A 12,229-nucleotide genomic window follows, 5' to 3' on the forward strand; every position below is an offset into this window, starting at 1 on the left:
TGACGCCGTGATCGCGGCGCCGGGACCTTGCACCGATGCCGCGGGGAATCCAGTCCCCGCCGGGCGCTCAGACCTTCCGGGCCATCCCGGAGCCGGAATGGACCACCCGGCTCCGGCTCCGGCTCGGGCGTCGCGCCCGCATCCGCGCGCGCCAGACGAGGATGGCGCTCGCCACCCGATCGAGGAGGAGCATGCACAGGCTGCCGACGATGGCCAGCACACAGGCGGCCCCGATCAGGACGCCCCAGATCCCGGGGGCCGGGATGATCATCAGGCACAGGAGACCGAAGACGGCCGCGCCAGGAATCCACTTCGCCATCGCGCCGTCCGCCTGAACAAGAAAAGTGTCGCTCGGTCAGAACCTGCACCGAGACCCTTAAAGAGTGTTGGATCGACTGCTGTGTAGGCGAATATTTTCAGCTTTGGAGGATGCAAATCTGTCCATCTAGGTTTATGTGCGGTAAATAAGGTGGCGAATGCGGCAGGTGATAGCCGTCCCGCGACCGGATCCTAATCCACCAGCGACAAGGTCCGTCCGGCGCTGACCAGATGGTAGAAGCGGCCGTCGAACATCTGCATCACCGCCTCGGTGGCGGCGTGCGATTCCGGGCGGATCGGCGAGGCGAGGCAGGCGTCCAGGGCCGCCTGATCGGGAAAGTCCATCTCCAGGATCATGGCGATCGGCCGCGCGTCGTCGTCCTTGGAGACGAGGCGCTGGACCCGCACGGCGGTGACGCCCGGGAACCGCCGCCAGAACGGCTCGAGCTCGTCCCGGACCCGGCGGAAGAATTCGTCCTCCCGGCCGTCGCGCACCGTGCCCTCGTAGATCGCGGTCCTGGTCAGCATCGGCCGTCCCCCTGGAATCCCCCTCAAACCGCCGGGTCAACCGCCGGCAGCCGAGATCGCTCCCGGCCCAGATCGCTCCCGGCGATGACCCGGCGGTGACAACGCGCACCGGCTGTCGGTGGAATCGGCCGCCGGCGGGATGGGCGGGCTTCTCCCCCGCGGCCGATCGGCGTATCCCGGGACAGCCCATCGCGACGATGCGGGAGAGACCGGGATCTTCCCAGCAGAGGGGACCCGGCGCCGACGGAGCAACCGCCCCGGAAACTCTCAGGCACCGGAACCGTGTCGTCAGGGCGATCTGGAGAGTGGTGCAGCGGGCGAGCCCGTGGGCACCCGCCGAAGGGGACGTCCGTGCTTCGCCTCGCCAGGGCGAGGCCGGATCAAGCTCTCAGGCATCGGGACAGATGGGGCGCGCAACCGGCCGACCGCTTGAGGGCGGCCTTCCCGCGTCCCGACGTCTCGGAGTCCCGAATCATGACCCACATCGCCGTGATCGGCGCCGGCATCACCGGCGTGACGACCGCCTATGCGCTCGCCCAGCGCGGCTACCACGTCACCGTCCTCGACCGGCAGCGCTACGCCGCCATGGAGACCTCCTTCGCCAATGGCGGCCAGCTCTCGGCCTGCAACGCCGAGGTCTGGAACAAGTTCTCCACGGTGATGCAGGGCCTGCGCTGGATGCTGCGCCGCGACGCGCCGCTGCTGATGAATCCCAAGCCCTCCTGGCACAAGCTGTCCTGGATGGCGGAGTTCGTCCGCGAGATCGCCCATTATCGGGAGAACACCGTGGAGACGGTGCGGCTCGCCCTGAAGGCACGGGAGGCCCTGTTCGCCATGGCCGGGGCGGAGGGGATCGACTTCGACCTGAAGACCCGCGGCATCCTGCATTTCTACCGGGACCGGGCGAGCTTCGAGAAGGCCACGGCCGTCAACGCGCTGCTGCGGGAGGGCGGCCTGGAGCGCTACGCCGTGACCCCGGAGGAGATCCGCGTCATCGAGCCGACGCTCGCCGGCACCTATCACGGCGGCTACTTCACGCCCTCGGACGCCACCGGCGACATCCACAAATTCACCCGGGGCCTCGCCGCGGCCTGCGCCCGCAAGGGCGTCCGCTTCGTCCAGGACGCAGATGTCCAGACCATCGCGCCGGGGGAGGGGGGCTATGCCGTCGGCTGGCGTGAAGCGGGCCAGCCGGCCGGCGGCGCGCAGGCCCTGCGCGCCGACGCGGTGGTGATCTGCGCGGGCTGCGCCAGCCGGCGCTTCGCCGCGATGCTGGGCGACCGGGTCAACGTCTACCCGGTGAAGGGCTACTCGATCACCGTGAACCTGCTGACCCCGGAGGCGCAGAAGGCGGCGCCCGAGGTGAGCATCCTCGACGAGGCGGCCAAGATCGTCACGAGCCGGCTCGGCGACGAGCGCCTGCGGGTCGCCGGCACCGCCGAGTTCAACGGCTTCAACCGCGACATCCGCCACGACCGGATCCAGCCGCTGGTCGACTGGACACGGGAGCAGTTCCCGCGCGTCGACACCGACCGGGTCGTGGCCTGGAGCGGCCTGCGCCCGATGCTGCCGAACATGCTGCCCAAGGTCGGCCGCGGCCGCCTGCCCGGGGTCTTCTACAACACCGGCCACGGCCATCTCGGCTGGACCCTCTCGGGCGCCACCGCCGAGCTCGTCGCCGGGGCGATCGCCGCCGAGCACGCGCCGGAACGGAGAATCCTGCCGCTCGCGGCCTGAAGGGTCCTGGGTTTCCGAAGGGCCGAGGCCCTTCGGCGGGGTGTCGGGGCGGAGCCCTGACGCGGCGAGCCTCTGCCCGCCGCGACCCGGATTGCGGCGCGCCGTCCTGTCCCCACAAGGGAGGCGCGCCGACCAAGATTATTTTGTATTATCTTCCCGAGCCGCCCCGGAAACCGAGCCGCGATGCCTCCGTCTGCCGCCTATCTCGACCCCGCCACCGGCGCGACCTACCCGATCGAGACGCCCCGCTGGCGCTCGGAGACGGGCGGTCCGCTGATGATCACGGACCTGCCGGGGATCGGGCGGGCGGAGATCGACACGGCCGAGCGCTCCCTCTGGCGCTACGCCGCCGCCCTGCCGGTGGCGGTTTCCGACCCGGTCTCCCTCGGCGAGGGCTGCACCCCGCTGGTGCGCCGGCCCTGGCGGGGTGGCCACGCCCATTTCAAGCTCGAATGGTTCGCGCCCTCCGGCAGCTTCAAGGATCGGGGCGCCTCCGTGATGCTGTCGATCCTGCGCCAGCAGGGGGTGGACGCGGTGCTGGAGGATTCCTCAGGCAACGGCGGCGCCGCGGTGGCGACCTATGCGGCGGCGGCCGGGATGCGGGCCAAGATCCTGGTCCCGGCCTCGACTTCGCCGGCCAAGACCGTCCAGATGCGGGCCGCCGGCGCCGAAGTCGAGTTGATCCCCGGCACCCGCCAGGACACGGCCGACGCCGCGGTCGGCCAAGCGGATGCGATCTTCTACGCCAGCCACAACTGGCAGGCCCATTTCCTCCAGGGCACCAAGACGCTCGCCTACGAGCTGTGGGAGGATCTGGATTTTCGCGCGCCCGACAATGTCATCATTCCCTGCGGCGCCGGCAGCAACATCCTCGGCTGCGATATCGGCTTCTCGGAACTGCTGCGCCGGGGCGAGATCGCCCGCCTGCCACGGCTCTTCGCGGTGCAGCCGGCCCATTGTGCGCCCCTGCATGCCGGTTTCGAGGCGGGCGCCGCGGATTTCGTGCCGGTCATCCCGCGCCCGACGCTGGCCGAGGGTGCCTCGATCGCCCAGCCGGTCCGCGGCCGGGAAGTGCTGGCGGCCCTGCGCCGCTCCGGCGGCGGCACTGTGGCGGTCGCCGAGGACGCCATCGAGGCGGCCCTGATGGAGCTTGCCCGCTCCGGCCTCTACGTCGAGCCGACCTGCGCCATGGCGGCGGCGGCGCTCACCGATCTCGCCGCGCGCGGCGCGATCCGGCCCGAGGAGACCACCGTGGTGGTGCTCACCGGCACCGGCATCAAAGCGACGCCGCGCATCGCCGAGCTTCTGGGCCTCGCCCCGTAACCTGGGTTCCCGCCAAGAGATCTGCACGCGATCAGGAGGACACACCATGCGCAACAATATCCCCGCCACCGTCGGGATGCCGGTCGAGGAGGTGGACACCCCCTGCCTGCTGGTCGACCTCGACGCCCTCGAGCGCAACATCGAGAAGCTCGGCCGCTTCATGAAGGCGCACGGCCTGCGCCACCGGGCGCATGCCAAGACCCACAAATCATCCGACATCGCCGTTATGCAGATCGAGCGGGGTGGGGCCTGCGGCGTCTGCTGCCAGAAGGTCAGCGAGGCCGAGGCGCTTGTGAGCGCCGGCATCCGCGACGTGCTGGTCTCCAACCAAGTGGTGGCGCCGAAGAAGATCGAGCGCCTCGCGGCGCTCGCCACCCGGGCGCGGGTGCTGGTCTGCGTCGATGACCTCGGCAATGTCGACGACCTCTCGGCGTCGGCTGTCAAGTACGGCGTCACCCTCGAGTGCCTCGTGGAGATCGACGTCGGCGCCGGCCGCTGCGGCGTCGCGCCGGGCGAGCCCGCTGTGGCGATCGCGAAGAAGATCGCGGCGGCGCCGGGCCTCAGCTTCGCGGGCCTGCAGGCCTACCAGGGCAAGGCCCAGCACGTGCGCGACTACGGCGAGCGCCAAGCCCTGATCCAGACGGCGATCGACGACACGCGGCGCACCGTCGACCTGTTGAAGGCAGCGGGCCTCGACTGCGCCATCGTGGCGGGGGCCGGCACCGGCAGCTTCGCCATGGAGGGCGGAAGCGGCGTCTACAACGAGCTGCAATGCGGCTCCTACGTCTTCATGGACGCGGATTACCAGCGGGTGAAGGATGCGGAAGGGCGGCCGATCGCGGAGTTCGAGAACAGCCTGTTCATCTACACGGCGATCATGAGCAAGGCGAAGGCGGACGTCGCGATCTGCGACGCCGGCCTCAAGGCGCAGAGCATCGACAGCGGCTTGCCGGTGGTCTTCGGCCGGGACGACGTGGAGTACATCAAGTGCTCGGACGAGCACGGGGTGATCAGCGATCCCGGCAACGTGCTGACGCTCAACGAGCGCCTGAAGCTGATCCCCGGCCATTGCGACCCGACGGTCAACGTCTACGACTGGTATGTCGGCGTGCGGAACGGCCGGGTCGAGGCCATCTGGCCGGTCACCGCCCGCGGCATGACCCTGTAGGGGTTTTCGAAGGGCCTCGGCCCTTCGGCGGGGTGTCGGGGCGGCGCCCCGACATCGGGCCAAGCCCGATATCCGCGAAAGGTCCTGGACCTTTCGAGACCACGATTCTGGAGGTTCTCACGTCATGCGCTTCATCTCGGAAGAGGAATCCGCCGCCCTGGTCGATCACGCCATGGCGTTCGCGGCGGCCCGGGAGGCGCTGATCGCCGCGGTCGTGCCGGGCACCACCCTGTTCCCGGCGGTGCTCGGTCACGGCTCTGAGCCGGCCAACCGGTTCTCGATCAAGTCGGGCTCCACGGCCGATTACGCCGGCCTGAAGGTCGGCTCGTTCTGGCCGGGCAATCCGGACCGGGGTCTGCCGCGCCACAATTCGGTGATCCTGCTGTTCGACCAGGATGTCGGCCGGATCGACACGGTGATCGAGGCGGGCCGGGTCAACGCCTACCGGACCGCCGCCGCCGACGCGGTGGCGGCGAGCGTCCTCGCCCGGCCGGATTCAACGGTGCTGGCGGTGTTCGGGGCCGGCAATCAGGCCGAGTTCGAGTGCGCGGCGCTCGCCCGGGTCCTGCCGATCAAGACGGTGCTGGTCGTCGCCCGGGATGCCACGAGGGTCGCGGGCTTCGCCGAGCGCCTGGCGGGGCAGTGGGTCTCGGGGATCGACGTGCGGGCGGCCGCGCCCCGGGAGGCCTGCGAAGCCGCCGACGTGATCGTCACGGCGACGCCCGCCCGCGCGCCTCTGTTCGAGGCCGCCTGGGTCCGCTCCGGCACGCATGTCGCCGCCATGGGCGCGGACGCGAAGGGCAAGCAGGAACTGCCCCCCGCCCTGCTGGAGCGGGCGCAGCTGTTCTGCGACCTGCCCGAGCAGTCCCGCGCCATCGGCGAGTTCCAGCACGCCTCGGAGCATGCCCTGGCGGGCTTGCGCGCGCTCGGCGACGTGCTGCGGAGCGGGGAGGGTGGCCGGACGGATCCGGCGGCGATCACCGCGTTCGATTCCTCCGGCATCGCCCTGCAGGATCTGACCATCGCCCGGGCGATCCTCGCCAAAGCCGATGCGCGCCTGTAGGGGAGGCCGGCGCCGGCCCTCCCCCGCCCCGGCGGAGGACAGGACGGCATGCAGGACAGGCTGATCCGGGTCATCGGCATCGGCACGGGCGATCCCGAGCACCTGACCCTCCAGGCGGTGCGGGCGCTCGCCGATGTCGACGCGGTGTTCGTCCTCGACAAGCGCGCCGAGACCGCCGACCTCGTCGAGAGCCGCCGCCGGATCTGCGCGGCCCATATCCGAAAACCCCACCGGATCGTCGCCGTGGAGGATCCGCCCCGGGAGCGCCGCCCGGCCGATTACGGCAGCACCGTCGCGGCCTGGCACGCGGCCCGGGCCGAGCGGCTGGAGGCGGCCTTCGCGGCCCATCTCGGGGCCGGGGAGGTGGGGGCGATCCTGGCCTGGGGCGATCCGGCCCTCTACGACAGCGTGCTCCGCATCCTCGACCACATCGCCGCGCGAGGGCGCGTGGCGTTCACCCGCACGGTGGTCCCCGGCCTGTCGAGCGTGCAGGTGCTCGCCGCCCGCCACGGCGTTCCGCTGAACGGCATCGGCGGATCGGTGCTGATCACCACCGGCCGGCGCCTCGCCGCGGGCTGGCCCGGGGAGGCCGACAGCGTCGTGGTGATGCTCGACGGCGACCCGGCCTTCGGCCATCTCGACCCGGATGTGACGATCCACTGGGGGGCCTATCTCGGCAGCCCGGACGAGATCCTGATCGCCGGTCGCCTCGGCGATGTGGGCGAGGAGATCCGGCGGGTCCGGGCGGAGGCGCGGGCCCGGCACGGCTGGATCATGGACATCTACCTGCTGCGCCGTGACCGCGCCGCCACGGACAGGGCCGGCGAACCCGACTAGACCGCCGCCATGCTGCGCCTGCGGGACTACCAGCGCGCCAGCCTCGACGCGCTCTCGGCCGCCTGGGCGCGGGCAGGGGCGGACGAGGCTGCGCCCGGCCACCTGATCGTGCTGCCCACCGGCGCCGGCAAGGCACTCGTGATCGCGGCCCTCGCCCGGGAGGCCCTGGAGGAAAACCCCCGCGCCCGGGTGGCGATCGTCACCCATAGCCGCGAGCTGGTCGCCCAGAATTTTTCGGAGCTGACCCGCGCCTGGCCGGAGGCGCCGGCCGGGATCTTCTCGGCCGGGCTCGGGCGGCGGGAGGCCGGGGCGCCGGTGCTGGTCTGCGGCATCCAGTCGGTGGCCGACCGGCTCGACGCGGTCGGCCCGCGCGACCTCGTGATCGTCGACGAGGCGCACCTGATCCCCCGCGCCGCCGACACCCGCTACGGCCGCTTCCTGTCCGGCCTGCGGGCGCTGACCCCCGGGATGCGCGTGGCGGGCTTCACCGCGACCCCGTATCGGCTCGATTCGGGCCGCCTCGACGAAGGCGAGCACCGGCTCTTCTCCGGCATCGCCTACGAGGCCGACACGTTCACGCTGATCCGGCGCGGCTTCCTGGCGCCCCTGGTCTCCAAGGCGACGCTGACCCAGCTCGACGTCTCGGGCGTCGGCCGGCGCGGGGGCGACTACATCCCGGGCGAGCTGGAGGCGGCGGTCAACCGCGAGTGGATCACCCGGGCGGCGGTCGCGGAGCTCGCGGAGTACGGGCGTGCCCGCCGGGCCTGGCTCGCCTTCTGCGCCGGGCTCGCCCACGCGGAGGCCGTGCGCGACGCGGTGCGGGCGGAAGGGTATTCCTGCGAGACCGTCTCGGGCGAGACCCCACGGCGGGAGCGCGACCGGATCGTGGCGGCATTCCGGGCTGGACGGATCCGCTGCCTGACCTCGGTCGGCGTGCTGGGGACCGGCTTCAACGTGCCCGAGGTCGATCTCGTGGCGCTGCTGCGCCCGACCCGCAGCACCGGTCTCTACGTGCAGCAGGTCGGCCGGGCGCTGCGCTGCGCCCCGGGCAAGGTCAATGCACTGATCCTCGACTATGCCGGTCTGGTGCGGATGCACGGCCCCGTGGACGCCGTGACGGTCCGGAGTGCCACCCAGGTGATCGGCGGGGCAGGGGGCTCGCGCGCCAAGCCCTGCCCCGGCTGCGGCGCCCTGATCGCGCTGAACGCCTCCACCTGCGAGGCCTGCTGGACCGAGCCGGAAGCGGATACAGAGGCCCCGCACGAGGCCGCAGCCGACGACGAACTGGCGATCCTCTCGGCGGATCCCGGATTGCCGGGCCCCGAACCGGCCGGCCCTGCCCCGGCGGCGGAAACCGGCTGGCACGAGCCGGCTTGGCATCCGGTCACGGACCTGAGCCTGGAGGCGGCACCGGACGGGCTCGACCTCGTGCTCGGCTGGCGGGACGGCGCCGCCGAGGCGGTGTGGCGCGTCCATCTGCGGCCCGAGCGCAGCGGCTACGAGCGGGAGAAGGCGGTGTCCTGGTGGCGTGGCCTCGGCGGCGGCCGGGACGCGCCGATGAGCGCCCTCGGCTTCCTGGAGCGCGCCGAGCTTCTGGCCCGGCCGACGGCGATCCGGATCCGGGCCGGCCGGCTGTCGGAGCATATCGACTGTCGGACGCAGGACGGCCGGATCCTCGGCGATGTGCGCCGCATGGCCGGGCGCGCGGCATGAGCCGCTGCGGGGAGGGGGCTCGGACCGCCCTCACCCGATCCGGCCGCGACGTCCAGGCGGCCAGGCCGGATCGCGGCCTCTGGAACCGGACACGGCACGAAGCGGCATCATCCCGGATCGCCCACCGGTGACAACCTGGCATGCCAGCCCCTCGCCCGGCCGGGACTGCCTTCTATGTTCCATAATATATCTTATGCGAACTATGGATCCTGGCACGGGGCGGGTCCCGGAGCCGGATAGCGGGCCTCAGCTTGGAACAAAACGGAGAGAAAAGCCGAACACATCTCGGCCGGCTTCGGCCGGCTCTGGTGGGAGCCGGCACGATCGGAGGTTTCGATGCGGGAGCCGGCTCCGCCGCGATCCTGGATGCGTGACGGCGGCGATCGCGGCGGACCACCGGGCAGCCCCGGTCCGCCGGATCGGGCGAGGGCGGCCTGGGACCCCTCCCCGCGGATGCGTCACGCGCACTGATCCGCCGGATTCCGTCGCGCGATCTCCATCCCGCGCGGACGGCACTATCGGCGCGGAACGTCCGCACCGGCATGCCCGTCCGTCTGCTCGGCCCGCCCTCCCCGAGGCGGGCCGTCGGATGTCGCCGGAACCGTGGCGGTCAGGCGGCCGCGGCCCAGGCCTCGGCGTCCGCGCCGGCCGGAAGGCGCATCGGGCAGGCCGGATCGGTCGCCGCCCGCCAGATCGCGGCCGCCACGTCCAGCGACCGCGTCACGGGCTCGGCGGATTGGCGCATCCCGGCGAAGAGCGTGGCTCCCTGCTCCGCATAGGCCTCCGGAATGTCCATCCCCATGCGGGCGCGGGCATTCTCGCCGAACGCCGTGTCGGGGGCCCGCCCTGGGATGACGAGGCGTGTGCGCACGCCGAACGGGTCCAGTTCCACCGCGAGCGCTTCGGTGAAGGCATTCACCGCCGCCTTGCTGGCCGTGTAGACCGAGAGGAACGGCAGCGGCCTGAGCGTCACGGCCGAGGTGACGTTGACGATGACGCCCGCGCGCCGGTTCCGGAACTGCGGCAGCACTGCTCGGGTCATCGCGATGGTGCCGAGCGTGTTGGTCGCGAAGACCTCGTCGGCCATGGCGGGCGTTGTCCCCTCGAGGGCGTTGAGCAGCCCGACGCCCGCGTTGTTGACGAGGACATCGATCGGGCCCGCCGCCGCCACCGCCGCCGCGATGCTGTCCGCCTTCGTCACGTCGAGCGGCAGGACGCGGAGCCTGTCGGAGGCGGGCAGGGTGTCGCGGTGCGGCCTCCGCATGGTGGCGACGACCGACCAATCCCGGTCGAGGAAGAAGCGGGCCGTCTCCAGGCCGAAGCCGGACGAGCAGCCGGTGATGAGAATGGTGCGCATGGACGATGACTCCGGTTGGGAAGGCCCGGAGGGTAGGCGGCCGAGGCTGGACGATCTACGATCAAAAGTCCGAATTCCATGCGCGATCGTCCAGATATGACGGATCCCCTCAGCCAAGTGGTGGGCATGCTCCGGCCCGAGCCCGACATCTCGAAACGCATCGTCGCGGGTGGCCGGTGGCGGGTGACGCGCTCGGATGCCGGCCGGCCGTTCTATGGCGCGATCCTGGAGGGGCGGTGCCGTCTGGATGTGGCGGGCGGCGCACCGGTCGTGCTCGAGGCGGGCGACTTCATCCTGGTACCGGCAGCCCGCGCCTTCGCGGTCTCCAGCCTTGAGCCGCCGGCGAACACGCCGTTAGAGGCGCCGGCCGCGCCCGTTGAAACGAGCCCCGGCCTGTTCCGGCTCGGGCCGGAGCACGCCGAGCCCGACATTCGCATGCTGGTCGGGCATTGCACCTTCGCCTCGGACGACGCCGGCCTGCTGGTGTCGCTCCTGCCGCATCAGGTGCATGTGCGCGGCGAGCCGCGGCTGAGTGCCCTGGTGGAGTTCGTCGACGACGAGACGCGGGCGGGGCGACCGGGCCGAGAAGCCGTCCTGACGCGGCTTCTGGAGGTGCTCCTCATTGAGGCCCTGCGCTCGGCCGCGGGTCCATCCGCGTCGGCCGGACTCCTGCGCGGGCTTCGCGACGATCATCTCGCTGGCGCCCTGCGGTGCATCCATGATCGGCCGGCACAGACCTGGACGGTGGGCGCCCTCGCCCGGGAGGCCGCCCTGTCGCGGTCAGCCTTCTTCGACCGGTTCCAGCGCGCGGTCGGGGTCGCGCCGATGGCCTACGTCACCGGCTGGCGCATGGCGCTGGCCAAGGCGTTCCTCCGCCGGGACGGGATCACCGTCGCGGAGGCGGCCGGACGGGTGGGCTACAGCTCCGCCAGCACCTTCAGCGCGGCCTTCCGGCGGCATGTCGGGATGCCGCCCGCCCTCTACGCGCGCGGCGCCTGAGAGAGGAATGAAGGCGCCCGGAGCGGGAGAGCGGGGCGTCCGATCTACAGGACCCGCGGCAGCAGCCGCCCGAGGAGATCCCGGCCCGGGAAACGGAACGGCGGCATCGGCAGATCCGGCGCGGGCTCATCGCCCGGGATCGGCCCCTCGGCGAAGCGCGCCCCGGCGGACCAGAACCTGTCCCGCCGCGTGCCGATCATGCCGAGCCCGACGGGCTCGCGCGTCGCATCGGGCCGCAGCCGCCCCGCCGCCCAGACGCGCTGCCAGCACCGGCGCCGCGACAGGTCGGCATCCCGCCAGCCCAGCCGGGCATAGCCGGCTGCCGCGAAGACCCGGTCCCCGGCAAAGTCCTCCGGGATCCACACCCAACTCGAGAAGACGTGGACCGCATCGGTGCGGAAGCTGGCCGGATCCACCGCCCGCGTGTAGGCGCTGAGCGCCATCGCCCGGTGCCGGCCGACATGCCGACGCAGGCGACCCGGCAGCGTCAGCGCCTCCGGGAAGGCGGCGGCGTCGAGGGGGGTCGGCGCCACGCCGCGCTCCAGCGCGTAGGCGCTGTCCACGAGGTGCATCCAGGGTTCGAGGTCGACCTCCCAGGCCTGCTCCACCGGCGCGAAGCGGCGGACCCGCCCCGCGATCAGCCGGTCGGCGACGCGCCGGGCCGGTTCCGGAATCCAGTCCGGCCCGGCCTCGGTCACGCGGAGCAGCGTCGAGGGCCCGTGTCCCCAGACCGCCTCGGTCAGGCGGGCGAAATCGGCCTCGGGCTCGTCGCGGCCGACCTTGCGCACCAGGATCTTCGAGCCGTCGGCGAGGTCGTCCAGCAGCTTGCGCTTGAGATGGGCCAGCCGGCCGTATTCCCGCTCCAGCAGCACCGCCGGCTCGATCGAGCCGGCCGGGTGCCCGGTATTCGCCCAGATGTTGTAGGCTACGCTGTGGCAGTAATAGGTGCCCCCGGCGCTCACGGAGAGCCGCAGATCTCCCGGTACGCCGAAATCCGCGAAGCCGCAGCGCAGCCCGCGGATCAGGTCCGCCATCGGCGTGTAGGAGAAGCGCAGCAGCCCGGAGGGCTCGACCCCGCCGTAGCGCTGCACGAACCCGAACTCGCAATTGTCGCCGAGGCTCCGGAAGGCGTGGAGCCGTTCGGCGAGGCGCGCCGCCGTCGTGCTGATCCCGGTCACTGCACCCG

General features: G+C 72.0%; 11 protein-coding genes and 2 riboswitches. Of the genes, 7 read left to right on the plus strand and 4 right to left on the minus strand.

Features of this window, described 5'->3' with window-relative positions; all coding sequences use genetic code 11:
• Nucleotides 1-67: 67 nt before the first annotated feature.
• Both CIW48_RS26440 and CIW48_RS26445 read right to left on the minus strand, forming a co-directional pair.
• Complete coding sequence (locus CIW48_RS26440) at nucleotides 68-319, minus strand: hypothetical protein (protein WP_149313409.1); 252 nt, start codon at nucleotides 317-319, stop codon at nucleotides 68-70.
• Nucleotides 320-510: 191 nt separating this feature from the next.
• Nucleotides 511-846, minus strand: a complete 336-nt coding sequence (locus tag CIW48_RS26445; protein WP_091787465.1) for a hypothetical protein — start codon at nucleotides 844-846, stop codon at nucleotides 511-513.
• A gap of 190 nt (nucleotides 847-1,036) precedes the next feature.
• A riboswitch (glycine riboswitch) is annotated at nucleotides 1,037-1,139 on the plus strand.
• A gap of 3 nt (nucleotides 1,140-1,142) precedes the next feature.
• Nucleotides 1,143-1,252, plus strand: a riboswitch (glycine riboswitch).
• 68 nt (nucleotides 1,253-1,320) lie between these two features.
• Here CIW48_RS26445 and CIW48_RS26450 point away from each other — a divergent pair.
• From CIW48_RS26450 to CIW48_RS26475, 6 genes are all read left to right on the plus strand, one after another.
• Complete coding sequence (locus tag CIW48_RS26450) at nucleotides 1,321-2,583, plus strand: D-amino acid dehydrogenase (RefSeq protein ID WP_149313410.1); 1,263 nt, start codon at nucleotides 1,321-1,323, stop codon at nucleotides 2,581-2,583.
• Nucleotides 2,584-2,766: 183 nt separating this feature from the next.
• Entirely contained in the window at nucleotides 2,767-3,906 is a 1,140-nt protein-coding gene (locus CIW48_RS26455; protein ID WP_149313411.1) for a pyridoxal-phosphate dependent enzyme, read from the plus strand.
• 46 nt (nucleotides 3,907-3,952) lie between these two features.
• Complete coding sequence (locus CIW48_RS26460; RefSeq protein WP_149313412.1) at nucleotides 3,953-5,074, plus strand: DSD1 family PLP-dependent enzyme; 1,122 nt, start codon at nucleotides 3,953-3,955, stop codon at nucleotides 5,072-5,074.
• A 124-nt stretch (nucleotides 5,075-5,198) separates the two neighbouring features.
• A complete protein-coding gene (locus tag CIW48_RS26465) occupies nucleotides 5,199-6,137 on the plus strand; it encodes an ornithine cyclodeaminase family protein (protein ID WP_149313413.1) in 939 nt (312 codons plus the stop codon).
• Nucleotides 6,138-6,185: 48 nt separating this feature from the next.
• The gene (gene cobF / locus CIW48_RS26470) at nucleotides 6,186-6,974 is read left to right on the plus strand and encodes a precorrin-6A synthase (deacetylating) (RefSeq protein WP_149313414.1); all 789 of its coding nucleotides are present in this window, start codon (nucleotides 6,186-6,188) and stop codon (nucleotides 6,972-6,974) included.
• Between the two features lie 9 nt (nucleotides 6,975-6,983).
• Entirely contained in the window at nucleotides 6,984-8,687 is a 1,704-nt protein-coding gene (locus CIW48_RS26475; RefSeq protein WP_149313415.1) for a DEAD/DEAH box helicase, read from the plus strand.
• A 610-nt stretch (nucleotides 8,688-9,297) separates the two neighbouring features.
• Here CIW48_RS26475 and CIW48_RS26480 read toward each other — a convergent pair.
• Nucleotides 9,298-10,044, minus strand: a complete 747-nt coding sequence (locus tag CIW48_RS26480; RefSeq protein WP_149313416.1) for an SDR family oxidoreductase — start codon at nucleotides 10,042-10,044, stop codon at nucleotides 9,298-9,300.
• 96 nt (nucleotides 10,045-10,140) lie between these two features.
• Between CIW48_RS26480 and CIW48_RS26485 the strand changes: the two genes are divergently transcribed.
• Nucleotides 10,141-11,043 (plus strand): AraC family transcriptional regulator, encoded by a 903-nt coding sequence (locus CIW48_RS26485; RefSeq protein ID WP_149313417.1) that lies wholly within the window; start codon nucleotides 10,141-10,143, stop codon nucleotides 11,041-11,043.
• A 44-nt stretch (nucleotides 11,044-11,087) separates the two neighbouring features.
• On the opposite strand, the gene CIW48_RS26490 is transcribed toward CIW48_RS26485, so the two are convergent.
• Nucleotides 11,088-12,221 carry a hypothetical protein gene (locus tag CIW48_RS26490; protein ID WP_149313418.1) on the minus strand — a complete coding sequence of 378 codons (1,134 nt, stop codon included), beginning with the start codon at nucleotides 12,219-12,221 and terminating at the stop codon, nucleotides 11,088-11,090.
• Between the last annotated feature and the right edge of the window lie 8 nt (nucleotides 12,222-12,229).

Origin of the sequence: Methylobacterium sp. P1-11, from assembly GCF_008329595.1 — a bacterium.
Taxonomy (GTDB): Bacteria; Pseudomonadota; Alphaproteobacteria; order Rhizobiales; family Beijerinckiaceae; genus Methylobacterium.